This window comes from Pseudomonas sp. WS 5532 (assembly GCF_012985445.1).
GTDB classification, from domain to species: Bacteria; Pseudomonadota; Gammaproteobacteria; order Pseudomonadales; family Pseudomonadaceae; genus Aquipseudomonas; species Aquipseudomonas edaphica.
In genome coordinates this window covers 24,738-48,510 of record NZ_JAAQWK010000014.1, presented here as the reverse complement: position 1 = coordinate 48,510, position 23,773 = coordinate 24,738, and the positions used below count along the sequence as shown (strand labels likewise).

At 59.5% G+C, this 23,773-nt stretch carries 25 protein-coding genes; 12 read left to right on the top strand and 13 right to left on the bottom strand.

Annotation, left to right across the window (positions count from 1 at the left end):
- The first annotated feature begins 152 nt into the window (after nt 1–152).
- The 4 genes from HBO23_RS22180 to HBO23_RS22165 all read left to right on the top strand — a co-directional run bounded on the left by HBO23_RS22180 (nt 153) and on the right by HBO23_RS22165 (nt 3,599).
- The gene (locus tag HBO23_RS22180; protein ID WP_017139213.1) at nt 153–785 is read left to right on the top strand and encodes a glutathione S-transferase family protein; all 633 of its coding nucleotides are present in this window, start codon (nt 153–155) and stop codon (nt 783–785) included.
- Between the two features lie 14 nt (nt 786–799).
- Nucleotides 800–1,537, top strand: a complete 738-nt coding sequence (locus HBO23_RS22175) for an NAD(P)-dependent oxidoreductase (protein WP_017139212.1) — start codon at nt 800–802, stop codon at nt 1,535–1,537.
- 9 nt (nt 1,538–1,546) lie between these two features.
- On the top strand, nt 1,547–2,956 hold the full coding sequence (locus HBO23_RS22170; RefSeq protein ID WP_017139211.1) for an MFS transporter: 1,410 nt from the start codon (nt 1,547–1,549) through the stop codon (nt 2,954–2,956).
- 133 nt (nt 2,957–3,089) lie between these two features.
- Nucleotides 3,090–3,599, top strand: coding sequence for a hypothetical protein (locus tag HBO23_RS22165; RefSeq protein WP_017139210.1), 510 nt, complete (start codon nt 3,090–3,092; stop codon nt 3,597–3,599).
- Nucleotides 3,600–3,742: 143 nt separating this feature from the next.
- Here the strand turns inward: HBO23_RS22165 and HBO23_RS22160 are convergent, their stop codons facing one another.
- A complete protein-coding gene (locus HBO23_RS22160) occupies nt 3,743–5,062 on the bottom strand; it encodes a PAS domain-containing methyl-accepting chemotaxis protein (RefSeq protein ID WP_170039776.1) in 1,320 nt (439 codons plus the stop codon).
- A gap of 167 nt (nt 5,063–5,229) precedes the next feature.
- Nucleotides 5,230–6,099, bottom strand: coding sequence for a LysR family transcriptional regulator (locus tag HBO23_RS22155; RefSeq protein WP_169985101.1), 870 nt, complete (start codon nt 6,097–6,099; stop codon nt 5,230–5,232).
- 96 nt (nt 6,100–6,195) lie between these two features.
- On the opposite strand from HBO23_RS22155, the gene gstA reads away from it, so the two are divergent.
- Complete coding sequence (gstA, locus tag HBO23_RS22150; RefSeq protein ID WP_170039774.1) at nt 6,196–6,798, top strand: glutathione transferase GstA; 603 nt, start codon at nt 6,196–6,198, stop codon at nt 6,796–6,798.
- A 114-nt stretch (nt 6,799–6,912) separates the two neighbouring features.
- Here the strand turns inward: gstA and HBO23_RS22145 are convergent, their stop codons facing one another.
- The 5 genes from HBO23_RS22145 to HBO23_RS22125 all read right to left on the bottom strand — a co-directional run bounded on the left by HBO23_RS22145 (nt 6,913) and on the right by HBO23_RS22125 (nt 11,521).
- On the bottom strand, nt 6,913–7,848 hold the full coding sequence (locus HBO23_RS22145) for an aliphatic sulfonate ABC transporter substrate-binding protein (RefSeq protein ID WP_017139207.1): 936 nt from the start codon (nt 7,846–7,848) through the stop codon (nt 6,913–6,915).
- 127 nt (nt 7,849–7,975) lie between these two features.
- Nucleotides 7,976–8,989 (bottom strand): ABC transporter substrate-binding protein, encoded by a 1,014-nt coding sequence (locus tag HBO23_RS22140; RefSeq protein ID WP_099550461.1) that lies wholly within the window; start codon nt 8,987–8,989, stop codon nt 7,976–7,978.
- A gap of 133 nt (nt 8,990–9,122) precedes the next feature.
- Nucleotides 9,123–9,668 (bottom strand): sigma-70 family RNA polymerase sigma factor, encoded by a 546-nt coding sequence (locus HBO23_RS22135; protein WP_017139205.1) that lies wholly within the window; start codon nt 9,666–9,668, stop codon nt 9,123–9,125.
- Nucleotides 9,669–9,790: 122 nt separating this feature from the next.
- A complete protein-coding gene (locus HBO23_RS22130) occupies nt 9,791–10,582 on the bottom strand; it encodes a PhnD/SsuA/transferrin family substrate-binding protein (protein ID WP_170039772.1) in 792 nt (263 codons plus the stop codon).
- Between the two features lie 9 nt (nt 10,583–10,591).
- Nucleotides 10,592–11,521, bottom strand: coding sequence for a fatty acid desaturase (locus HBO23_RS22125; protein WP_170039770.1), 930 nt, complete (start codon nt 11,519–11,521; stop codon nt 10,592–10,594).
- Nucleotides 11,522–11,822: 301 nt separating this feature from the next.
- Here HBO23_RS22125 and HBO23_RS22120 point away from each other — a divergent pair, with 301 nt between their 5' ends.
- Both HBO23_RS22120 and HBO23_RS22115 read left to right on the top strand, forming a co-directional pair.
- Complete coding sequence (locus HBO23_RS22120; RefSeq protein ID WP_017139201.1) at nt 11,823–12,260, top strand: GNAT family N-acetyltransferase; 438 nt, start codon at nt 11,823–11,825, stop codon at nt 12,258–12,260.
- A gap of 59 nt (nt 12,261–12,319) precedes the next feature.
- Nucleotides 12,320–13,138: a class I SAM-dependent methyltransferase gene (locus tag HBO23_RS22115; RefSeq protein ID WP_017139200.1), complete on the top strand. Its 819-nt coding sequence runs from the start codon at nt 12,320–12,322 to the stop codon at nt 13,136–13,138.
- Between the two features lie 166 nt (nt 13,139–13,304).
- Here HBO23_RS22115 and def read toward each other — a convergent pair whose 3' ends face one another.
- The 3 genes from def to HBO23_RS22100 all read right to left on the bottom strand — a co-directional run bounded on the left by def (nt 13,305) and on the right by HBO23_RS22100 (nt 15,163).
- Complete coding sequence (gene def, locus HBO23_RS22110) at nt 13,305–13,844, bottom strand: peptide deformylase (RefSeq protein WP_099550456.1); 540 nt, start codon at nt 13,842–13,844, stop codon at nt 13,305–13,307.
- Nucleotides 13,845–13,847: 3 nt separating this feature from the next.
- The gene (locus HBO23_RS22105; RefSeq protein ID WP_017139198.1) at nt 13,848–14,798 is read right to left on the bottom strand and encodes a YihY/virulence factor BrkB family protein; all 951 of its coding nucleotides are present in this window, start codon (nt 14,796–14,798) and stop codon (nt 13,848–13,850) included.
- A gap of 179 nt (nt 14,799–14,977) precedes the next feature.
- Nucleotides 14,978–15,163 carry a CsbD family protein gene (locus HBO23_RS22100; protein WP_170039768.1) on the bottom strand — a complete coding sequence of 62 codons (186 nt, stop codon included), beginning with the start codon at nt 15,161–15,163 and terminating at the stop codon, nt 14,978–14,980.
- A gap of 199 nt (nt 15,164–15,362) precedes the next feature.
- Here HBO23_RS22100 and HBO23_RS22095 point away from each other — a divergent pair, with 199 nt between their 5' ends.
- Nucleotides 15,363–15,740 (top strand): hypothetical protein, encoded by a 378-nt coding sequence (locus tag HBO23_RS22095; protein WP_017139196.1) that lies wholly within the window; start codon nt 15,363–15,365, stop codon nt 15,738–15,740.
- Nucleotides 15,741–15,904: 164 nt separating this feature from the next.
- Here the strand turns inward: HBO23_RS22095 and fadD1 are convergent, their stop codons facing one another.
- Both fadD1 and fadD2 read right to left on the bottom strand, forming a co-directional pair.
- The gene (gene fadD1, locus HBO23_RS22090) at nt 15,905–17,596 is read right to left on the bottom strand and encodes a long-chain-fatty-acid--CoA ligase FadD1 (protein WP_170039766.1); all 1,692 of its coding nucleotides are present in this window, start codon (nt 17,594–17,596) and stop codon (nt 15,905–15,907) included.
- Between the two features lie 383 nt (nt 17,597–17,979).
- Nucleotides 17,980–19,668: a long-chain-fatty-acid--CoA ligase FadD2 gene (gene fadD2 / locus HBO23_RS22085; RefSeq protein ID WP_170039764.1), complete on the bottom strand. Its 1,689-nt coding sequence runs from the start codon at nt 19,666–19,668 to the stop codon at nt 17,980–17,982.
- 210 nt (nt 19,669–19,878) lie between these two features.
- Here fadD2 and HBO23_RS22080 point away from each other — a divergent pair, with 210 nt between their 5' ends.
- Together HBO23_RS22080 and HBO23_RS22075 are read left to right on the top strand one after the other, a co-directional pair.
- Nucleotides 19,879–20,823, top strand: a complete 945-nt coding sequence (locus HBO23_RS22080) for an alpha/beta hydrolase (RefSeq protein WP_099550453.1) — start codon at nt 19,879–19,881, stop codon at nt 20,821–20,823.
- Between the two features lie 58 nt (nt 20,824–20,881).
- Nucleotides 20,882–21,352, top strand: coding sequence for a MaoC family dehydratase (locus tag HBO23_RS22075; protein WP_003175719.1), 471 nt, complete (start codon nt 20,882–20,884; stop codon nt 21,350–21,352).
- Between the two features lie 148 nt (nt 21,353–21,500).
- On the opposite strand, the gene HBO23_RS22070 is transcribed toward HBO23_RS22075, so the two are convergent.
- Nucleotides 21,501–21,968: a PA2169 family four-helix-bundle protein gene (locus HBO23_RS22070; RefSeq protein ID WP_017139192.1), complete on the bottom strand. Its 468-nt coding sequence runs from the start codon at nt 21,966–21,968 to the stop codon at nt 21,501–21,503.
- A gap of 204 nt (nt 21,969–22,172) precedes the next feature.
- On the opposite strand from HBO23_RS22070, the gene HBO23_RS22065 reads away from it, so the two are divergent.
- The gene (locus HBO23_RS22065; RefSeq protein ID WP_017139191.1) at nt 22,173–22,409 is read left to right on the top strand and encodes a DUF3820 family protein; all 237 of its coding nucleotides are present in this window, start codon (nt 22,173–22,175) and stop codon (nt 22,407–22,409) included.
- 12 nt (nt 22,410–22,421) lie between these two features.
- Nucleotides 22,422–23,597 carry an aminotransferase class V-fold PLP-dependent enzyme gene (locus tag HBO23_RS22060; RefSeq protein ID WP_170039762.1) on the top strand — a complete coding sequence of 392 codons (1,176 nt, stop codon included), beginning with the start codon at nt 22,422–22,424 and terminating at the stop codon, nt 23,595–23,597.
- Nucleotides 23,598–23,773: the final 176 nt, after the last annotated feature.

Here is a 23,773-nt window from a genome sequence, read left to right as displayed (position 1 = left end):
TGCGATGGCGGTAGACCTGTCGGCACATCATTGCCTGACACACCGCTATCGCAGGCAAGCCAGCTCCCACATGTTGTCCGTGCCCACTTAAGATATCGCCGTAAAGTCCTGCCCCTGCTAGATTGACCGCTCGCCATCGTCAGGGAAGCACCATGGGACACTCACTGAAAATCCTCGGCCGCACGTCCTCCATCAACGTGCGCAAAGTGCTCTGGACCTGCCAGGAACTGGGCATCGACTACGTACGTGAAGACTGGGGCATCGGCTTCAAGCCCACCCAGTCAGCCGAATTCCTGGCCCTGAACCCCAACGCCCAGGTGCCGGTGCTGATCGACGACCACGGTGTGTTGTGGGAATCCAACACCATCTGCCGCTACCTGATCGGCCTCTACCAACGCACCGACCTGCTCCCCGCCGAACCCGCGCCACGTGCGCGGGTCGAGCAATGGGTGGACTGGCAAGCCGTGGAACTCAACCGCGCCTGGGGCGATGCCTTCACCGCGCTGGTGCGCAATAACCCCGACAACCTCGACGCGGCGCAGATTGCCGCCGCCGTGCAGGTGTGGAATGACAAGATGGGCCTGCTGGAACAACAGCTGGCCAAAACCGGCGCCTATGTGGCCGGAGATGAATTCACCCTCGCCGATATCCTGATCGGCCTCTCGGTGCACCGTTGGCAGAACACGCCCATGCAGCGCCCGCCCTACCCTGCCATTGCGGCGTATTACCAACGCCTGAGCCAACGCCAGGGCTTCAAGACCTTCGCCCTCGACGGCCATCACTAAAACAAGGACTCACTGTGAAAGGACTCAACGTACTGCTTACCGGCGCCTGCGGCAGAATCGGCAAGACATTTTTCGAAGCCTCGAAAGACCGCTACCGCTTCACCCTCACGGACCGCATCGCGCCGGCGTTCGACCTGGGCGAGCACCGTTTCGTCCACGCCGACCTCAGCGACAAAGCCAGCCTGGCTGCGCTGCTTGATGGCATCGACGTGGTCGTGCACCTGTCGGGCATCCCCCACGCCAGCGCTTCGTTCGACGAGTTGCTACCGAACAATATCCTCGCTACGACTTACCTGTTCGAAGCCGCCGTGGCCGCCGGCGTGAAGCGTTTGGTATTCGCCAGCAGCGCACAAACCATCGAAGGCTACCCGGTAGACCGGCAGATCACGCCCGGCATGCAGGTAATGCCCGCCAACCTGTATGGCGTGAGCAAATGCTACGGCGAGGCGTTGTGCGGCTACTACGCAGCCAAGACGCCACTGTCGACCATTGCCCTGCGCATCGGCGCCTTTGAGTTCCCCGAAACCCACGACCTCAACAACGCCCGCGACCTCAGCGCCTGGCTCAGCCCACGGGACGCGGTGCAATTGCTGCAACGCTCGGTGGAGGCCGAGGGCGTGAAGCACCTGATCGCCCATGGCATTTCCAATAACCGTTTCAAGCGCCTGGACCTGAGCGAAACCACGCGGGTGTTGGGTTACCATCCGGTCGATGATGCATTCCAAGCATTTGAAATCCCGATTACTTATTGAGTTCTGCCCATGCCTGCACTCTCCACCGCCGACGGCATCGACCCGATCCGTGCTGCCCACATCAGCGCGCGCATTGACCGCCTGCCCGCCGTCGCCACCGTCTGGCGCCTGGTGGCGCTGCTGTCGATCGGTGGTTTTTTTGAGCTGTATGACCTGTTCCAGACCGCCTATATCAGCCCCGGCTTGATCAGCGACGGTATTTTCCACACCGGCAGCGAGGGCGTGTTCGGCTTCTCGGACCAGGCCGCGTTCGCCTCGGCAACCTTTCTGGGCCTATTCCTCGGCGCCAGCCTGCTCAGCCCTATCGCCGACCGTTTCGGGCGCCGGGCGATCTTTACCTTTGCGTTGATCTGGTACACGGTCGCCACGGTGTTGATGGGCATTCAAACCTCGGCGCTGGGCATTATCGGCATGCGTTTTCTGGTGGGCATTGGCCTGGGGATCGAACTGGTAACCATCGACGCCTACCTGTCGGAACTGGTGCCCAAGCGCATGCGCAGTTCGGCGTTCGCCTTCGCGTTTTTCATCCAGTTTCTGTCGGTGCCGGCGGTGGCGTTGATGTCGTGGTGGTTGGTGCCCCAGGCGCCATTCGGGGTGTCCGGCTGGCGCTGGGTGGTGCTCAGCAGTGCAGTGTTTGCGCTGTTTATCTGGCAACTGCGCAAGCGCCTGCCGGAATCACCGCGCTGGCTGGCGCAAAAAGGTCGCTTTGATGAAGCCGGGCAGATCATGGACAACCTGGAGGCGCGCTGCCAAAAGGATCACGGCAAACCGCTGGATGAACCTGAACCGCAGGCCGTCGGCGTGCAAGGCAGCGGCCGTTTTGCCGATATCTGGCAACCGCCGTACCGGCGTCGCGCACTGATGCTGATTGTGTTTCACGTGTTCCAGGCCATCGGCTTTTTCGGCTTCGGCAATTGGTTGCCGGCGTTGCTGTCGGGTCAGGGCGTGAGCGTGACCCACAGCCTGATGTACGCCTTCATCATCACCCTCGCCTACCCGCTGGGGCCGTTGCTGTTTGTAAAAGTGGCCAATCGCTTTGAAAACAAATGGCAGATTGTCGGCTCAGCCATGGGCGCGATGATCTTCGGCAGCCTGTTTGCCCTGCAAACCACGGCCGTGGGGCTGGTGATCTGCGGGGTGATGATCACCTTCTGCAACGCCTGGCTGAGCTTCAGTTATCACTCGTACCAGAGCGAGTTGTTCCCGACCAATATCCGCGCACGGGCGGTGGGGTTCTGCTATTCGTTCAGCCGCTTGTCCACAGTGTTCAGCAGCTTGTTGATCGGTTTTATTCTGGAGCACCTGGGCACGCCGGGCGTGCTGGCGTTTATTGCCAGCAGCATGTTGATTGTGATGATCACCATCAGCTGGTTCGGGCCGCGCACGCGCAATTTGGCGTTGGAGAATATTGCGCACTGACGGCAACAGTTGGCCGCCTGCGGGACAATGATTGCCGCGACGCCCGCGCCATCCCCAACAAAACCGGGGGTGGTGCACTCGGCATGCTATTTGCTCCAGCTGTCGCACCGAACATTTCCACAGGTGACCGATCATGCTGGTTAATAACAACGCCCAAGCCGTATCGACCGTGCAACAGCTCAAGCGTCCCGACATGGACCCGGCCAACGCTGCCGCCAGCACGCTGTACAGCGGCGCCCTGCAAGCGGCGCAACAAAGCGTGACCGTGCCGGCCGCGCAAAAGGATTTGGACAAGGCCAACGATCGCATCGACGAAGCCTTCGCCAAGACCCGTGTGCAGCTGCAAGCCACCACCGCCGCCCCTACCGCATCGACGGATGTGCCGGCAGCCGGTTCGAGCACCAGCACCGCACGCGCCGACTTCACCGACTACATGAACAAGTCCCCCGCCGAACGCATCCGCGAGCAGTTGCTCAAGGAACAGGGTTTGACCGAGGCGCAAGTGCAAGCAATGCCGCAGGAAAAACAGGACGCGATTGCCAAGCAAGTGGCTGAACGCGTGAAGCAGCAGCAAGATCAGCAGGTAGCGGCGAAGGCCACTGATCCGGCGCAGGCGGTTAAAGAAACCCTGGCCGCGATCTGACCGACACCGCTGATGATCGGATGATCGTTCCCACGCTCCGCGTGGGAATGCAGCCAAGGACGCTCCGCGTCCCAAGAGCGGACGCGGAGCGTCCAGCGAGGCATTCCCACGCGGAGCGTGGGAACGATCTTGAGCCCCCAGCCTTACTGCAGTTGCAACGTTGAGTTGAACTGGCTGATCGCATCCACCACATGCCGCGAACCTTCCTGAATCTCCAGGATCACCTGCCCCGCTTCATTCGCCAATTCCACACCCAGCCCCGTACGGCTCAGGCTCGACTGCATGCTCGACACCGCGCTCAGCGACAGGTCGTGGTTCTTGCGCACTACATCCACAATCTCCACTGTCGCCTGACTGGTGCGTGCGGCAAGGCTGCGCACTTCATCGGCCACCACCGCAAAACCACGCCCATGCTCACCCGCCCGCGCCGCTTCAATGGCTGCGTTAAGCGCGAGCATATTGGTCTGCTCGGCAATGCTGCGGATGGTCTGCACGATGGAGCCGATGATGTCCGATTGCTTGCTCACCGCATCGATACTCTGGGCCGCCTGATTCAAGTCGCTGGAAATCTCTTCAATGATCTGCACGGTTTGCTGCACCACCTCCGAACCTTTGCGCGCACAGGCATCGTTTTGTACCGAGGTGGCATGCGCCGAATCGGCGGCGGTGCGCAGGGTGGTGACCTGGTCGGTGATGTCACTGGCGAATTTCACCACTTTGTACAGGCGCCCGTTGGTGTCGAAAATCGGGTTGTAGGACGCTTCCAGAAACAGGGTCTTGCCGTATTTGTTCTTACGCTCGAAGCGATGGGAATGATATTCCCCACGGTTGAGCGAGGCCCAGAACGCCTTGTAGGCCGGCGACTCAACCTCGGCACGGTGGCAGAACATGCTGTGGTGCTGGCCGATGATTTCTTCGCGCGAGTACTGCACGGTGCGCAGGAAATTGTCGTTGGCGTTGAGAATCTGGCCCTGGGGCGTGAACTCGATCACCGCCATTGAACGGCTGATGGCGTCGATCAGGCTCTGGTTCTCATGTTCATGGTGGACCCGCGCCGAAATATCCGAAGCCACTTTGATCACGCTCTGCACCTGGTTGTTGCTGTCGAGCACCGGCATATAACTGGCTTCGAGCCACACTTCTTCGCCACGCTTGTTCAGGCGCATAAAGGTGCCGCTGAGGGCTTCGCCCCGCGCCAGGTCACGCCATAGCTTGGTGTAGGCCTCGGTGTGGGTGTAGGCATCCTCGCAAAAAATGCGGTGATGCTTGCCGCGAATTTCCTCCACGTTGTAGCCCATGGCTTGGCAGAAGTTGTCGTTGGCATCGAGGATGATGCCGTTGCGGTCGAACTCGATCATTGCCATGGAACGGCTGATGGCGGCGAGTTTGGCGTTGGCTTCGGTGAGGGCACAGGAGAAACGTTCGATTTCTTGCAGGTCGGATTTGTGATGGCGGTTGAACATGGTCAGATCACCCTTGATTCCCGGCGCCTGAAAGGCGCATTCCATTCATTTTTTGGATAGTGCTGGCTAACCTTCATGGGGAAATAACCATCCGAAACGCTTTATATGCCAAACGTCATCAACGGTTCTGGGTGAGCATAGACAGGGCTTGGCGCTATGCAAGGCCACTAGTCAGCCAGCATTTTTAACAATGCGCTTGCCGCGGCTGAAGGCGGCCGGGCGGGCGAGCCGACCAAGGCAAATTCGCGATACAGCGGGACGGTCAGCGGCATCACGCGCAAGCCATTGCGCTTTACCGGCAAGGCCATTTCAGGTACCAGCGTGACGCCGACGCCTTCGCGTACCAGGCTGTAGGCGCTGTTCCACTCGCGTACTTCCACGCGAATATCGCGCAGGGTAAGCCCCGCAGCGCCCGCCAAGCTGCGGGCACTGGCGGTGCAACCGCCGGTGGCAAGTACAAAGGGTTGCTCCAGCAGTTCCTCAAACGACACGCTGGCGTTGGCCGGGCGCTGCGCCAAGGGATGATCGGTCGGCAACACGGCCATCCAGCAATCTCGCCCCAATACGCTGGCGTTGCGCTCGGGCCTGGGGTTGAGCACCACGCCCAGGTCGATCAGGCCGGCGTCAAGCAAGGTGAGCACTTCACTGTCCGTGACATCCAGCGTGGTCACTTCAATACCGGGGTTCAGCTGACGAAAACGCTGCAGCAGCGGCGTCAGAAAAGTCGCCATCACCATCGGGAAACTGGCGATGCGAATACTCCCACGCAGCAGCGGCCGAGCGTCGTCGACCGTTGTACGAATCGCCTGCAACGCCCCCATCATCACGCGCGCTTGTTCGATCACACTCAACCCGAGCGCGGTGGGCAAGGTCTTGCGCGGCTCGCGCGTGAACAATTGCGCACCCAAAGTCGCCTCCATGTTGGCCATGGCCTGGCTGGCGGCGGACTGGGTCATGCCCACCTGCTCGGCAGCCGCCGTAATGCTGCCTTGATCGGCCACGGCCACCAGCAAGCGCCAGTGCATCAGGTTCATCATGGCAGTAGCTGTCCTTATGGGTGGGGTCTGAAGGTTTAATTTTACCCACGGTGCCATGCCCGCGAGACTGGCGCAAATTCAACCGAGTAGCCCCACATGAAATTGTATTTCTCCCCGAATGCCTGTTCCCTCGCCCCCCATATCGTGCTGCGCGAATTGGCGCTGCCGTTCGACTTGGTAAGGGTCGATAACAAGGCCAAAACCACTGCCGATGGCGCAGACTTCCTGCAAATAAACCCCAAGGGCTATGTGGCGGCGCTGCAACTGGATAACGGCCAGGTGCTGACCGAAGCCAGTGCGATCCTGCAATACCTGGCCGACCTGAAACCCGCCGCCCAGTTGGCCCCGGCCAATGGCAGTTGGGAGCGTGTGCGTTTGCAGGAATGGCTGAATTTCATCGCCAGCGAGATTCACGGCGGGCTGGGGATTTTCTTCAACCCGGCGATCCAAGGCGAAGTGCGAGCCACGTTTGTGGCCAAGTTGTTCAAGCGCTTTGAGTTTCTGGTGCAGACGCTGGAGCGTCAGGATTATTTGCTGGGCGAGCAGTACTCGGTAGCGGATGCGTATTTGTTTGTGCTGCTGCGCTGGGCGGCGGTTCATGACATTGATCTGCAGCCGTGGCCGGCGTTGACGGCGTTTATGCAACGCGCTGGCGCACGGCCTGCCGTGATTGCAGCGCTGGCCGCTGAAAATCCATGACCTGAAATGCAATCCACTGTGGGAGCTGGCTTGCCTGCGATGACTGTGTGTCAGGCAATGATGTGCTGTCTGGGCCAGCGCTATCGCAGGCGAGCCAGCTCCCACAGTTGATGTTCATTGGTTTAGAGCCTTGAAGACTATTTGCTGCACATCGACCTTTTTCGGGATCAGGCCGTTGGCGAAGAACAGGTCGGCGGTGCGCTGCTGATTGGCGATGTCGATGGCCTGCAGCGGCCGAATCGGCTCCGGCGAGCGGTGTTCGAAGTAGCTTTTGACCACCGCCGGTTGCAGGCCCAGGGTCTTGGCCATCAAGGCGATGCTTTCTTCGGGCTGGTCCAGAGACAGGCGCTGGGCCTTGCCGAGCGTCTTGATGATGGTGGCGACGGCGTGCGGGTACTGTTTGGCAAACGGGCTGTTGACCACAAAGAAACTGCCGGCCGGGTTAAGGCCCTGGCCGTCGCCCAATACGCGGGCGGAGCCATCGACCACGGCCGCCGAGTAGTACGGGTCCCACACCACCCAGGCGTCGACTTTGCCTTGTTCAAACGCAGCACGGCCATCGGACGGCGACAGGTACACCACATTCACATCCTTCCACTGCAAGCCCGCGCGCAGCAGGCTTTTGAGGAACAGGTTGTGTGCGCTGGAGCCCTTGAGCAGCGCCACGCGCTTGCCCTTGAGTTCGGCCACGCTTTGGATGCTGCTGGCTGTGGGCACCAGCACCGCTTCGGTTTTGCCTTCATTGGGCTCGACAGCGAAGTACTGCAAGTCGATGCCGGCGGCCTGGGCGAAGATCGGCGGGATGTCGCCGATATTGCCAATGTCCAGGCTGCCGGCGTTCAGCGCTTCGATCAGTGGCGGGCCGCCGAGGAATTCAGTCCACTGCACCTGGGTGCCGGGCAGCGCCTCTTCGAACAGTTTGTGCTCACGGGCCAGTACCATGCTCACCGAGCTTTTCTGGTAGCCGATGCGCAAGGTGGACGGTTCGGCCGCAGACACCGCTGCCGAAAACACAAGTGAAGCCAGAACCACACTGAAAAACTTAACCATCTCTATCACCTCGATCGTTCCCACGCTCTGCGTGGGTATGCATCCTGTGACGCTCTGCGTCACGGCGTAAAAACAGGACGCAGAGCGTCCTGGGCGGCATTCCCACGCGGAGCGTGGGAACGATCAGCTACAGGCCAGCTTTGACCTTGGCCGCGACATCCGCAGGCACCCATTGCTGCCACACTTGCGGCTGCTCTTTGAGGAACGCCAGCGCGACCTGGCGCGGCTGTTCACGTTTCTCGCTCATTTGCGCAAGGATGCCGTTGAGCAGGTCGATCGGCAGGTCGACTTTTTCAAAGAAGGTGACTAACTGTGGGTACTGCGCCTTGAACGGCGCCGACACACCAATCGCCAAGTGTGCAGGCATCGAACGGGTGCCAATGGGGTGCGGGTTGTTGGCGTCGGCCAGGGTTTTCCAGGCGTCGGCGTTGAACGGCGGTTCTTCGAGCTTGATCAGCTTGAAGCGGCCCAGCAGTGGCGTCGGCGACCAGTAGTAGAACAACACCGGTTTGCCACGGCGGATCGAGGAGGCCACTTCAGCATCCAGCGCCGCGCCGGAACCGGTGCGGAAGTTGACGAAGGTATCGGTCAGGCCATAGGCCTTGAGCTTCTGGCTGTTGACGATTTCCGAGGTCCAGCCGGTGGGGCTGTTGAGGAAGCGGCCTTTGCTCGGGTCTTCAGGGTCGCGAAATACGTCCTTGTAGCGCGCCAGGTCAGCCACTGACTTAAGCTGCGGCGCCAGCGGTTTGATGCCGCGTTCGGCCTCACCCTTGATCACGTATTCGGGCACCCACCAGCCTTCGGTGGCACCTTTGACCGTGTCGCCCAGGCCGAACACTTTGCCTTCGGCCTCGGCCTTGACCCACGCCGGACTGCGCCCGGCCCATTCTTCGCCGATCACCTGAATGTCGTCCTTGGCCAGGGCGGCTTCCAGGCTCACGGTGCTGCCTGGCAAGGTGTCGGTGGGCAGGCCGTAACCTTTCTCGACGATCAGGCGCAGCACTTCGGTGATCAGGCTGCCGCTTTCCCAGGTGATGTCGCCGAAGTGGATGGGTTTGATGGCCTCGGCGGCCTGGGTTGGCTGCGTCAGGACAGCGAGAGCCAGCAGCGAGCCACCGAGCAGGTTTTTAATTGTTTTCATGCAGAACCTCATTTTCCGGAACACAGGAGATCAACGGTGGGAGCTGGCTTGCCTGCGATGGCGATGGTGGCTTCAACATCGCTATCGCAGGCAAGCCAGCTCCCACACTGGATCGGTGTGCCACTCAAGTTGTTTAAAAGTCATAACTGAGCCGCGTGTAGCTGTATGGCTGGCCGGGCGTCTGGCGCAGGCAACGGTTGAGGGCGCGGGCCATGTAGCCGCTGACCGAGCGTTGGGAAATCCCCAATTTGGCGGCGATCTCGGGATACGTCAGGCCATTGAGCTGCGAAAGCAAAAAGGTCGCCCTGACCTTGGCCGGCAAGCCGTCGAGCAATTGGTCGAGGGCCTGCAGGGCTTCGAGCATTTGCGCGAGGTCTTCAGGCGACGGTGCGTTGCAGGTTTCGTCGTTGTCCAGGGCGCCGAGATAAGCGCGTTCCAGGTCACGGCGACGCCACAGTTGGTACATCAAACGCTGAGCGATGGTGGTGAGCAAGGCGCGGGGCTGACGAATCGGCAGCACGCCGGGCGAACTCAGCAGTTGGACGAAGGTGTCGGCGGCGATGTCTTCGGCGTGTGCGCGGGAATCGAGGTGGCGGTGCAAACGGCTGCACAGCCAGTCGTAATGACTGCGGAACAATCCGCCCACGTAATCGCTGTGAGAAGTGTCGGCGCCGGACATAGTGGCTCCATCTGAGAAGGTTGCGCGTTATGTCCGGTGTTCCGGTGGAGCGATCCTAGCAAGGCCGCTTATTCTTTAATAATATTTAAAATTCATTCTTATATAACCGATCGTTCGCACGATCAGCGTAGGTGCGGGTAGCCGGCAGTGGCGGCGGCTTGTTGATAGTTCAGCAGGACTTGATAGTCGTCTTCGCTGGCAGGCAGAACTGCCTGGATGCCCAGGGTTGCGACCACGTGCGGTAAATCCTGCAACGCCTGATTCATCACCTCACGAATGTGCGCCACTTGCTCATCGCTCAAGTGCAGCGGGCCGATAAAGGGCAAGGTCGGGCTCGGTGCGCTGCGGGTGACGGTGCGCAGCCCCGCCACTTCTTCGGGGGCGAAACGGGCGAGGTAGTCGTAGGTCACGCTGTCGACGGCGGCAAGGTCGGCGCGGCCTTCGCGCAGCCAGCGCAGGCTTTCGCGGTGGGCGCCGCTGATGCCGACGCTGGCGAAGAAACGGCCGTCGCGTTGCAGCGGGGCCAGGCGTTCACGCAGCAGGTTCATGCCGCTGTTGGAGTCGTGGCCGTTGATCACGCCGCGACTGTCGTAGAAGTCCGCCAGTTCGTTAAGCGAGCTGTCCTCGCGGGTCAGCAGCAGGCTGCAATGTTCGCCCTGGCTGCTGTGGGCCAGCTCATAGCGCGGGCGGCCGATCACGCGCACTTTGCCGCGCAGTTGGGTCATCAGCGGGTAGCCACAGGTTTGCGTCACCAGCAGCTCGGGCGCGAGCCACAGGCCGTGCAGGTCGAGGTGGTCAGCGTTACGGCGCGTCAGGTTCAGGCGCTCAAAAATACGCGTCAGCCACGCTTGGTTGGCCTGTTGCACCGCTGCGGGCGCGACGTACATCCGCAGCTCGGCGTAGTGGTCACTCATGGTCGTCTCTCACGCAAAAGGGTGCCTTGGGCTGTCGATGGCCTTGAGGCCGTGGCGGCTGATCAACTGGCCATAACCCTGCACCAGAAAGCCGCCACTGCGCGCGACCCATTGTTCACGTCGCGCCCGGTAGACCGTTGGCAGCAGATACCAGGGCAACTTGGGCAAGTCGTGGTGCACCAGGTGCAGGTTGTTATTGAGGAACAGCCAGGTCCACGGCCAGGACGCTTCGTTGAGCACCGTACGCTGTTCCGGCTGCGGGTGCGGGCGGTGTTCATAGTAGGAACGGATCGACGCCAGGGACAAGGCTGGCGCGGTCACCAGCAGCAGGTAATGCCATACCGGGATGGCGCTGGAGTGGGCGATAACGCCGAGCATCAGGATTGTCACGCCGCCGTGGGCCAGCCACATTGGCCACACCTGGGGCAGGAATCGGAGTTGATGACGCGCCAATCGGGCGATGGCCAGCGGCGATGCCAGCAGAAAACGCCCCAGTAGGGTTTTGGTCAGCCAGTGAACGCCGCGCTTGAGCAACGAGCTGTTATCCCACTGGTGTTGATTGAGGTAGCGGCTTTCCGGGTCGATGCCCGGCAGGGTCAGGTCTTCGTCGTTATGGTGCAACAGGTGACTGTCGCGGTACAGCGTGTAGGGATACCACACGGCAAACGGCGCGTAGCCGAGCAGTTTGTTGATCAGGGGCGAACGGGTGGGATGGCCATGCAGCAATTCGTGTTGCACCGACAGCCAGAGTGTCACCAACGGGATCAGCAACACCGTGCTCAGCCACAGGCCCAGCCAGTGGCTGGCGAGGATCACGGCGAACCAGCCGGTATATACGCCGATCAGCAACAGCCAGGTCGGCCATTCGGTGACTGCGGTAAAACTGCGTGCCAGGGCTTCGATTTCCCGGCGTTGGGTCAGATCAAGGTAGTTGGCCATCGGTAGCTCAGAGCAGGTGTTTCCTGCTCTGTGCAGTGAGGCGCAAAAATCTTGCAGATCGTTTGGTTCTAAGCTTGTAACTCAGTGACCGAACAGGCCGGTTTCAGTCTTTTTGGCTTTTTTGTCGGCGCGTTTTTCATCGGCGGTCTTTGCCGGCTTTTTCTTCGCGGCTTTCTTTGAATCCATACCTTTGGCCATGATGCATGCTCCACGTGAAGGGGATGTAACACTGGGTATACCACCTATTGCCCGGCAGAAGGCGCTTATAATCGGCGGCCCTTGATTACGTTGCTCAAACACCATGCCCGAACTGCACATCCAACTGCTGGCAGAGCCACTGTGGCCGCTGCTGAACAAGTTTTACCGCCGCCATAATTCGCCGATGAAGGCCCTCAAGGGCGGCCGCTTGTGGGTGGCGCGTGACAGCGAGATTGTCGCCGGGTTGTGCCTTACGCCTGTGGTGGGAGGGCAATGGCTGACCGGCGTGTTTGTTGACCCGGCCTATCGCGGCCACGGGCTGGCGGCGCGGTTGATTGCTGCGGCAGTGGCCGATGTGGAAGGCACGGTGTGGTTGCTGTGTCATCCGCAGCTGGAAGGGCTCTATCAACGTATGGGTTTCACCCAGGAAACCACCCTGCCCCAATCGCTGGGTGAGCGCCTGGCGCGCTACAAACGCAACAAGCCAATGATCGCCATGGGCTTAGACCTTTTAGTGAGGTCCACTGCGGATAATGTGTGATCGGCCCGTGCAAGGCCCGTGCTAGCCTCGACAGCACAGTGGCCCCTTACAGGATGATCATGAAAACCACGCTTGCAGCGCTGTCTCTTACCGCCCTCCTCGCTCCGGCTTTAAGCCAGGCAGCGAATGCGCCGATTACCGCCGAGCAATACGCCAGCGTGCTGGCCGGCAGTTGGCGCGACCCGGCCAATAGCGCGCGTGACGGTTACCGCCACCCGCAGCAAACCCTGGAGTTCTTCGGCCTGAGCGCCACACAGAGCGTGATCGAAATCACCCCGGGTGGCGGTTGGTTCAGCGAAATTCTCGCGCCGCTGCTCAAGGACCACGGGCATTACATCGCCGCCGTGCAAGCTGCCAGCAGCAGTGCTTATGCTGCGACGTCCGAACAGAACCTGAAAAACAAATTCGCCGCCGACCCTGCGCGCTATGCCAAGGCCGAAGTCGTCGAGTTCAACCCCAAGGCCCCGGTGCTCGGCAAACCGGCTTCGGTGGACGCCGTGCTGACCTTTCGCAATGTGCATAACTGGGTAGACGCAGGCACCGCGCCAGCGACCTTCAGCGCGTTCTACACCGTGCTCAAACCAGGCGGTGTGCTGGGCGTGGAAGATCACCGGGCCAAAGACGGCGCGGACCTGGAAGCGATCAAGGACAGCGGCTACCTGACCACGGCGCAAGTGGTGAAGCTGGCGACGGACGCCGGGTTCAAGCTGGCCGGGCAGAGCGAGGTGAATGCCAACCCCAAGGACACCAAGGACTACCCGGGCGGCGTATGGACATTGCCGCCGTCGTTGCGGTATGGGGAGCAGGATAAGGCCAGGTATCTGGCGATTGGCGAGTCGGATCGGATGACGTTGCGGTTCGTTAAACCCGCCCGATAACTCTGTTTGGAATGCATTCCAAATGTGGGAGCTGGCTTGTGTGGGAGCTGGCTTGCCTGCGATGCAGGCACCTCGGTTTATCAGTGTCACCGAGGCGATGCTATCGCAGGCAAGCCAGCTCCCACATAAGCGCGCTCCGACATTTAGATATGAGCGTTCCTAAGGGTTACTCGTCAGCGTTTGGATCCATATCCGGGAACATCACTTCGATAAACCCGAACTTGCTGAAGTTGGTAATCCGCGAGGGATACAGCCGGCCGATCAGGTGATCGCATTCATGCTGCACCACCCGTGCATGGAAGCCGTCGGCAACGCGCACGATCGGCTCGCCCTTGGGATCGAAACCCTCGTAGCGAATCTGCTGGTAACGATCCACCGCGCCACGCAGGCCGGGCACCGACAGGCAACCTTCGTAACCTTCTTCGAGCACCGGGCTGAGCGGCGTGATCAGCGGGTTGATCAGGATGGTCTGCGGCACCGGCGGCGCATCCGGGTAGCGTTCGCTGGCCTCGAAACCAAAGATAACAAGCTGCAGGTCCACACCAATCTGCGGCGCGGCCAGGCCGACACCGCCGACGTGTTCCATGGTCTGGAACATGTCATCAATCAACTGCCACAGCTCAGGGCTGTCGAACATTTCCGGCGGAACCGGTGGCGCGATGCGCAGCAGGCGCTCGTCGCCCATTTTCAGGATTTCACGGATCATCGATCAGACTTCATCGGTAGTGGGCTTGGAGTGGTCCCGGCCCAGGCCTGAGACGTGCTGTTTTTCATTCGTGTGGCTGTCTTCATCAAATTCCTTTTCACCTGGGTCCTTGCCTTCGGCCGACATGTGCTCGATCACGGCATTCATCTCCGCGCCGAGCAACAACACAGCGGCGGAAATATAGAAGTACAGAAGCAGGACGATGATCGCACCGATACTGCCATACATCGCGTTGTAGTCAGCAAAGGTTTTGACGTAATAACCAAAGCCCAGCGAGGCGATGATCCACACCACCACGGCCAGCACTGAGCCTGGGGTGATAAAGCGGAATTTTTGCTCAACATCGGGCATCACGTAGTACATGAGGGCCACGGCGAACATCAGCAGAATCACGATCAAGGGCCAGCGCAGGATGGTCCATAAGGTGACCACGAATTCCTGCATGCCGATCTGCCCGGCGAGCCATTCCATGACTTGCGGGCCGAGCACCATCAGTGCGGCAGCAGCGAGCAACATGCCGGCGATGCCGACGGTGTAGAAAATCGACAGCGGGAAGCGCTTCCAGATCGGCCGGCCTTCGACCACGTCATAGGCGGCGTTCATCGCGCTCATCATCAGGCGCACGCCGGCCGAGGCGGTCCACAGCGCGATCACGATACCCACCGAGAGCAAACCGCCCTTGGACTGCTGCAACTGGTCGATCACCGGGTTGACCTGCTCCAGCGCCTGGGGCGGCAACACCAGTTCCGACTGCATGCGCAGCCAGGTGAAAAAGTCCGGCAGGTGCAGGAAGCCGATCAGGGCAATGAGGAACAGCAGGAAGGGAAACAGCGAGAACAGCATCTGGTAGGCCAGTGCCGAGGCGTAGGTGGGCATTTCGTCATCGACGAATTCCTTGACGGTGCGCAGCAGCACTTTGTGGAGCTTGAGGCCGTCTAGTACCGGAAAAATCATAGCGTCTCCTTTCGCCGCAAAAGGGTGAGGTCGTGGGCGACTCAGGGGCCGTTTTCTACATCAAAGTAGCCCATTTGGCGACTTTGAAACAATTTCCAAACTTTAGTTGCACGCTTCACATAAAAACGGCCATCCGTAGATGGCCGTCGGGCTGCATGAATCCAGCCGGCGATTCAGTGTTACTTGACGGCTTTTTTTACCGCATCTTTGGTGTCGCCGACGGCTTTTTCGACCTGACCTTTCTTCTCCTGCAAAACGCCTTCAGCGTGCAGCTTGTCACTGCCGGTGACTTTGCCGACACCTTGCTTGATGTTGCCGACAAGTTCATCTTTCAAACCTTTTGCCTTATCCGATGTGCTGCTCATGGTATTTCTCCGAAAGAACAATCAAGGGTTTTGGTCATTACCTAAAGATTGACCCGAGGCCGTTCGGCAGAGTTTCAATTATTTTCAGCGCGCATTTCATCGCCGGCGACAGGTTTGGCTTTATGTTTTGCCGCCAACCCACGAGAATGCCCGGCACATTCAGGCTATAACGCTGAATAACAGATCCCGTAGGAAGGTTATGAAACTCAATAAAGCACAGGCCATCGCCCGCAGAAACCAGGAACTGGGCGGTGCCGTACTCGGCGTCAACAACTGCCACTTCACCGACCTGGACAGCAAACGCAACATCTGGTGGTTCGACCTGCCGCTGGTGCGCATTGGTGTGGGCCAGTACGAGTGGGTTCACTTGTTGATGCACAACGCCGAGACTGACCAGTTGCTGCACCTGAAAGTGCCGACGGCGTTCCTGCGCGAACACATCGAAGGGCTGGTGGTGCGCAACGCAGGCAAGCGCAAGCCGGAGATTACCCTGGAGCTGAGCGCGGATAAGGATTCGTTCTTGAAGGATGTGCGCCCGGCAGGTGCTGGCGTGGGCTTCGCGCAGTTCGCCTTGTAACAACTCGATTAAAACATGTGGGAGCTGGCTTGCCTGCGATGGCGGTATACCCGTCACAGTTGGGCTAGCTGATCCACCGCTATCGCAGGCAAGCCAGCTCCCACCTTGGACTGCATTCCAGTTCGGGCCAAAAAAAACCCCGCATCAGCGGGGTTTTTTATCGGTTACTTTTTAAGGCCGAGCTTCTTCAGCTCTTCATCGCGCAACTCACGGCGCAGGATCTTGCCCACGTTGGTGGTCGGCAATGCATCACGGAACTCCACGGCCCTGGGCACCTTATAGCCGGTGACGTTGGCGCGCATGTGTTCCATCACCTGGTCCTTGGTCAGGGTCGCCCCTGGCTTGACCACAATAAAGATCTTGATGTGCTCACCGGATTTTTCATCCGGCACGCCGATGGCTGCACATTGCAGCACGCCCGGCAGGCTTGTCAGCACGTCTTCCAGTTCGTTGGGGTAGACGTTGAAACCGGAGACCAGAATCATGTCTTTCTTGCGGTCGACAATGCGGATGTAGCCGTCTTGCTGGATGATCGCGATGTCACCGGTCTTCAACCAGCCTTCGTTGTCGAGCATTTCGGCGGTGGAGTCGTCGCGCAACCAGTAGCCCTTCATCACCTGCGGGCCTTTCACACACAGCTCGCCGGTTTCGCCCAGCGCCAACTCGGTGCCGTCGTCGGCGATGACTTTGCACAGGGTGGAAGGCACCGGAATGCCGATGGTGCCGATCTGGATATGCTGGATCGGGTTGACGGTGGCCACCGGGCTGGTTTCGGTCATGCCGTAACCTTCACAGATGCCACAGCCGGTCACGGCTTTCCAGCGCTCAGCCGCAGCCAGTTGCAGGGCCATGCCGCCCGACAAGGTCACTTTGAGTGCGGAGAAGTCCAGCTTGCGGAACGCCTCGTTATTGCACAGCGCCACGAACAGCGTGTTCAAGCCGACAAAGCCGCTGAACTTCCACTTCGACAGTTCCTTGACCATCGCCGGCAGGTCGCGCGGGTTGCTGATCAGGATGTTGTGGTTGCCGATCAGCATCATCGCCATGCAATGAAAGGTGAACGCATAGATGTGGTACAGCGGCAGCGGTGTGATCAGGATCTCGCAGCCTTCGTTGAGGTTGGAGCCCATCAGCGCCTTGCACTGCAACATGTTGGCGACAAGGTTGCGGTGGGTGAGCATCGCGCCCTTGGCCACGCCGGTGGTGCCACCGGTGTATTGCAGCACAGCCACATCGCCGCTGGCCGGGCTGGCGTCGTTAACCGGTTGGCCGTGCCCCTTGGCCAGCACGTCGTTGAACTTGATCGCCTTGGGCAAGTGATAGGCCGGGACCATTTTCTTCACGTACTTGATGACGCTGTTGATCAGCAGGCGCTTGAACGGCGACAGCAAGTCAGCGACTTCGGTGACGATCACGTGCTTGACGGCAGTCTTGGGCACGACTTTTTCAGCCAGGTGCGCCATGTTTGCCAGGCAGACCAGGGCCTTGGCCCCGGAATCATTGAATTGGTGTTCCATTTCCCGCGCGGTGTACAGCGGGTTGGTGTTGACCACGATCAGCCCGGCACGGATGGCACCGAACACGGCCACCGGGTATTGCAGGACGTTGGGCAGTTGCACGGCGATTCGATCGCCGGGCTTCAAATCGGTATGCTGTTGCAGGTAGGCGGCGAAGGCGCCGGACAATTCGTACAGTTCACCGTAGGTGATGGTCTTGCCCAGGTTGCTGAAAGCCGGTTTGTCGGCGAAGCGCTGGCAGGACTGTTTCAGTACCGCCTGAATATTCTGATACTCGTCTGGATTGATGTCTGCAGCAATCCCGGCGGGGTACTTATCCTTCCAAAAGTCTTCGTTCATGGAAGCCCACTCCTCAGCGACGCGAATTCATCATCGCATTTGATGCGATTATTATTGGTGTATGTTTTTTTAGGTGAATCTGGCGCTTTCAAGCAGGCCGAGAAGTCACAAAGCGCGCCGAGAGTAGCAGCTTTGCCAAGGGCCGCCTAGAGCCAAAAGAAGGCCCCACAGTCATAAACATGACTCAAGAATATCTAATGGTCATTTTTAGAGCAAAGATTCTATAAGCCAGGAAATCGCTCTGGAATGGGCTTTACGGAGCGATAAATAGCAATGTGGGAGCTGGCTTGCCTGCGATAGCGGTGAATCAGTCGATAAATCGGGTGACTGATATATCGCTATCGCAGGCAAGCCAGCTCCCACATTTTTTATTGCATTTCACATCAGGCGATGTCGCGCAGCTCCCTGCGCAAAATCTTGCCCACCGGCGTCATCGGCAACGACTCACGCAACACAATGTGCTTGGGCACCTTGTACCCGGTGAAGTTGGTCTTGCAGTACGCCTTCAACTCATCAACGCTCACACCTTGGGCGCGCGCCACCACAAACAGCTTCACCGCCTCGCCGGTGCGTTCGTCCGGTACGCCGATCACCGCGCAGTTGGCCACTGCTGGATGCGCCATCACCACGTCTTCGATCTCGTTGGGATACACATTGAAGCCCGAGACGATGATCAGGTCTTTCTTGCGATCGACGATGCTGACAAAACCATCGGTGTCGATCACCGCAATATCACCGGTTTTGAGCCAACCTTCGGCGTCCAGGGTCTCGGCGGTGGCCACGGGTTGCTGCCAGTAACCCTTCATCACCTGCGGGCCTTTGATGCACAGCTCGCCGCGCTCGCCCAGGGGCAGCTCGCGGCCTTCATCATCAATCACTTTCATCGCCGTGCCCGGCACCGGAATGCCCACGGTGCCCAGCCGCGACTGGCTGCCGTAGGGGTTGGTGCTGGCCACCGGCGAGGTTTCGGTGAGGCCGTAACCTTCGCCGATGGAGCAACCGGTGAGTGCCTTCCAGCGCTCGGCGGTGGCCTTGACCAGCGCAGTGCCACCCGAATTGGTGATCTTGAGATGGGAGAAATCCAGGGTCTTGAAGTCGGGGTGATCCATGAGCGCCACGAACAGCGTGTTCAACCCGAGCAAGCAGGAGAACCGCCACTTTTTCAGCTCCTTGATAAACCCGCCGATGTCACGCGGGTTGGTGATCAGCACGTTGTGGTTGCCGGTCACCATCATGCACATGCAGTTCGCGGTAAAAGCATAGATGTGGTACAGCGGCAGCGGCGCAATCATCACCTCCTGCCCTTCTTTCACCAGCGGCTGGCCGTCATCGGTGACCTGGGACATGCACGCCCGCGCCTGCTGCATATTCGCCACCAGGTTGCCGTGGGTGAGCATCGCGCCCTTGGCCAGGCCGGTGGTGCCGCCGGTGTATTGCAGCACGGCGATATCATCCAGCGTCATCGGGTGGCGAACCACCGCCTGGCCCGCGCCCATGCGCAAGGCGCGCTTGAACGACACCGCACGTGGCAGGCTGTAGGCCGGGACCATTTTCTTGACCTTGTCGACCACGGTGTTGACCAGCCAGCCTTTGGCGGCGGGCATGAAGTCGCCCATCCTGGCTTCGATCAGGTAGTCGATCTCGGTGTCGGTGCACACGTCCTGCACCCGCGAACCGAACAGGTTGAGATAGACCAGCGCGCGCACGCCGGCATCCTTGAACTGGTGGCGCATCTCACGCGGGGTGTACAGCGGGTTGGTGTTGACCACGATCAACCCGGCGCGCAGCGCGCCGAACACCGCAATCGGGTAATGCAGCACGTTGGGCATCTGCACCGCGATGCGCTCGCCAGGCTTGAGGTCGGTGTGGTTTTGCAGGTAGCCGGCGAACGCGGCACTCTGGCGCTCAAGCTCGGCGTAGGTCAGGGTGATGCCCATGTTGCTGAACGCCGGACGGTCGGCAAAGGCCTTGCAGGAGCGTTCAAAGACTTCGATCACCGATTTGTAGGTAGTGAGGTCGATATCATTGGGAACGCCCGCCGCGCGTTTGTCATTCCAGAAATCAGGTTGCATTATTCTTGTCCTCGTACCTGAGTGTGTCCGGCCGCTTTCTCATTGGTATAAAAAGCGGAGCTTTGGGGACGTTAGCAGCTATGGCCAAACAGGCAAATACGCGCAACTGTGTCATTTATTGTATGAATCTTGCCCCTAACGTGTAGGCAGATACACCAGCCCCGGCCAGATGAGCTATACACTGCAACGACCCTGAGCAAAGGAAGCGCTATGAATCACAGCACCTTCTGGCTGACCGCGAATGACCGCAGCCGTCTGTACGTCAATCAATGGCTGCCGGACGGGCCCGCCAAGGCCATGATCATGCTGTCCCACGGCATGGCCGAACACAGCGGGCGCTATGCACGCCTGGCCGAAGCGCTGTGCGCAGCCGGCTACGGCCTGTACGCGCCGGACCAGCGTGGCCATGGCCGCACCGCCGATGAAGGCACGCTGGGCCTGTACGCCGAAAAGGATGGCTGGAATAAAGTGGTGGGCGACCTCGCCAGCCTCAACCAGCACATCGGCCAGCAGCAACCGGGCCTGCCGATCATCTTGCTGGGCCACAGCATGGGCAGCTATATCGCCCAGGCGTACCTGTTGCACCATAGCGCGAGCCTGAATGGGGCGATTCTCAGCGGTTCGAATTACCAGCCGGTGGCGCTGTACCGCGCCGCCGGCGTCATTGCCCGACTGGAGCGCGCACGCCAAGGCCTGCGCGGGCGCAGTGCATTGATCGACTTTTTGTCGTTCGGCTCATTCAACAAGGCATTCAAGCCCAACCGCACCGCGTTTGACTGGCTAAGCCGCGACCCGCTGGAGGTGGACAAGTACATCAATGACCCGCTGTGCGGCTTTCGCTGCACCAACCAGTTGTGGATCGACTTGCTCGGCGGCTTGCAGCAAATCAGCAAAGCGTCCAACCTCGCACAGATCGATCCGGGCCTGCCAATTATGATAATGGGCGGCGAATGTGATCCGGTAAGTGAAGGCAAACGTCTCAAAAGCCTGGCCCATGCCCTGCGTGAGGCTGGTTGCCAGAACCTGCAATTGAATATCTACCCGCAGGCGCGTCATGAAGTGTTCAACGAAACCAACCGCGATGACGTGACAGCGGATGTTCTGAAGTGGCTCGACCAGGCCTTGACGTTACGCAGGCCGGCGCGCTGCGAGTAACTTTTTCCTTTAAAATCAATCTATTAAATTACCGATTAGCCACAGGATGCACCTTTAGATGACCCAGGTTACCAACACCCCATACGAAGCCCTCGAAGTCGGCCAGACCGCCAGCTACAGCAAGACCGTCGAAGAGCGCGATATCCAGCTGTTCGCGGCGATGTCCGGCGACCACAACCCGGTGCACCTGGATGCCGAGTACGCCAAGGCGACCATGTTCAAGGAGCGTATCGCCCACGGCATGTTCAGCGGCGCGTTGATCAGTGCAGCGGTAGCGTGCGAGCTGCCTGGGCCGGGCACTATCTACATCGGCCAGCAGATGAGCTTCCAGAAGCCGGTAAAAATCGGCGACACCTTGACCGTGCGCCTGGAGATCCTGGAGAAGTTGCCCAAGTTTCGTGTGCGCATCGCCACGCGCGTCTTCAACCAGCGCGATGAGCTGGTGGTGGACGGTGAGGCTGAAATTCTTGCGCCGCGCAAGCAACAGGTTGTTACGTTGACTGAGCTGCCGCCGATCAGCATTGGCTGATAGAAATCTCAAAATCAATACAAAGCAAATGTGGGAGCTGGCTAGCCTGCGATACACACCTCGGCGTATCAGTTACACCGGGGTGATGCTATCGCAGGCAAGCCAGCTCCCACATTCAGTTACAGCTTAGGCAGTTACAACACAGGGCTTACGAGTTAGCGCGAGCCTGGTTACGCAGGGCTTTCACCTGGTCGTGGTTACGTTGTGCGCCGTGGAACTGACGCTCAACCAGGTCACGAATACCCAGCAGGTTGTGCTTGTTGATTTTCTCGATCGCTTCCTTGTAAGCCTTCAGGGCGTGGTCTTCACCGCGCTCGGCTTCGTTCAGTACTGCCTCTTCATCTTTACCGGTGACCAGCGACTTCACGTCGACCCAGCCACGGTGCAGAGCGCCGGCAACCGAACCGGATTCTTCCGGATCGCCACCCAGGGCACGCACGGCGGTTTGCAGCTCGGCTGCGGCAGTGGCGCAATCGGCAGAGCGTTTCTGGAACAGCGCCTTGAGCTCCGGATGCTTGATGTCCTCAGCACAAGTCGCGAAGCCTTTCTGGCCGTCTTTGCTGGTTTCGATCAGGTCGTTGAGTACGGAGATCGATTCTTTGTTGATGTCAGTCATTTTTCAATTCCTTGTGCAGGTTAGAAGGTTGTCTTAATGATTGCAGCGCCCGTGCCAGGTTTTGAAAAATTAATTTATTGATGTATATCAGTTACTTACGAAATATTGAACCATCTGTATGTACGTTATTTGCATGATCTGTCATTTGGCCTTCATGCAGAATGCCTGTATTTTCCAAGGACTCGACGCCAACCCTTGAAGCCCATGAACCCCGAAAAACTCGAATTGCTGATCACCCGCGAAATGCCCTTCGGCAAGTACAAGGGACGCATCATCGCCGACCTGCCCGGCCCCTACCTGAACTGGTTTGCCCGTGAGGGTTTTCCTCACGGCGAGCTGGGCGGTTTGCTCGCTTTGATGCAGGAAATCGACCACAACGGCCTGTCCGAACTGCTGGAGCCGCTGCGCGTAAAACACGGCAAACCTGCCCCCCGTCATTAAAGAGCGCACGTTATGCCAAGGAATGCAGACAACGAACGTCACTGGCACGCCATCGCCCAGCGCTATGAGCTGGAGCCTGGCCCGATCAATCTGGAAAACGGCTACTTCGGGCGCATGAGCCGTGCTGTGCAGGCGCAGTATCTGGAGCATGTGGCCTTTATCAACCGCAGCAACTCGCTGTATGTGCGTCAGCGCTTTGAGCAAGGTGAAAATGTCGAGATCCGTCGGCAACTGGCCGGGCTGATCGATGCGGATCCGGAGGCGATCGCTTTCACCCGCAACGCCACCGAGGCTCTGCAATCGCTGATCCGCAACTACAACGGCCTGCAACCAGGCGATCAGGTGCTGATCAGTGATCTGGAATACGACACGGTCAAAGGTGCCATGCGTTGGTTGGCTGGTGTTCGCGGTGTGGAGGTAGTCGAACTTGCCCACGCCCACCCGGCCAGTTTCGACAGCCTGGTGCAGACCTATCGCGATGCGTTCGTGCAGTACCCGCGCCTCAAGCTGATGGCGCTGACCCATGTCACCCACCGCACCGGCCTGGTGATGCCGGTCGCAGCCATCGCTAAAGCGGCCCGTGAGCATGGCGTGGACGTGATTCTTGATGGCGCCCATGCGTTGGGCCAGATTGACTTCAACCTCGCCGAAATGGGCATTCAGTTCGCCGGGTTCAACCTGCATAAATGGATCGGCGCGCCGCTGACCCTGGGTTTTCTGTACATCGCCCCGGAGCGCCTGGTCGATATCGACCCGGACATGGGTGAGTTTCACTACCCCGCCAGCGACGTGCGTGCGCGCACCTCCTACAGCACGCCGAATTTTCCGGCGTTGATGACCTTGCCGTTGGTGCTGGAGGAACATCGCAACCTCGGCGGCTCGGCGGCCAAGGGTGCGCGCGTCAATTACCTGCGTGATCGCTGGGTCAGCCAGGTGCGCGGGTTGCCGGGGATTGAGGTGCTGACACCGGATGATCCGCGGCTGTATTGCGCGATTACGGCGTTCAAGTTTACTGGGCGGGATCAGACGGCGATGGCGGATCGGTTGCTCAAGGAGTACGACCTGTTTACCACCACGCGCACAGGTGCGGCGTTTGGAACCTGTATTCGGGTGACGCCTGGGCTAGTGACGTCGGCGGCAGACATCGATGTGTTGGTCAACGCAATAACTGAGTTAAGCACGGACTAAAACTGTGGGAGCTGGCTTGCCTGCGATGGCGGTGTATCAGTAGAAACATCCTAACCTGACCCACCGCTATCGCAGGCAAGCCAGCTCCCACAGTTGATCGGAGTTGAATGTGAGTTTTTTGCAGGCAAAAAAAAGCGGTACACCGACCAAGTGCACCGCAAAAATGCCGTTAAGCA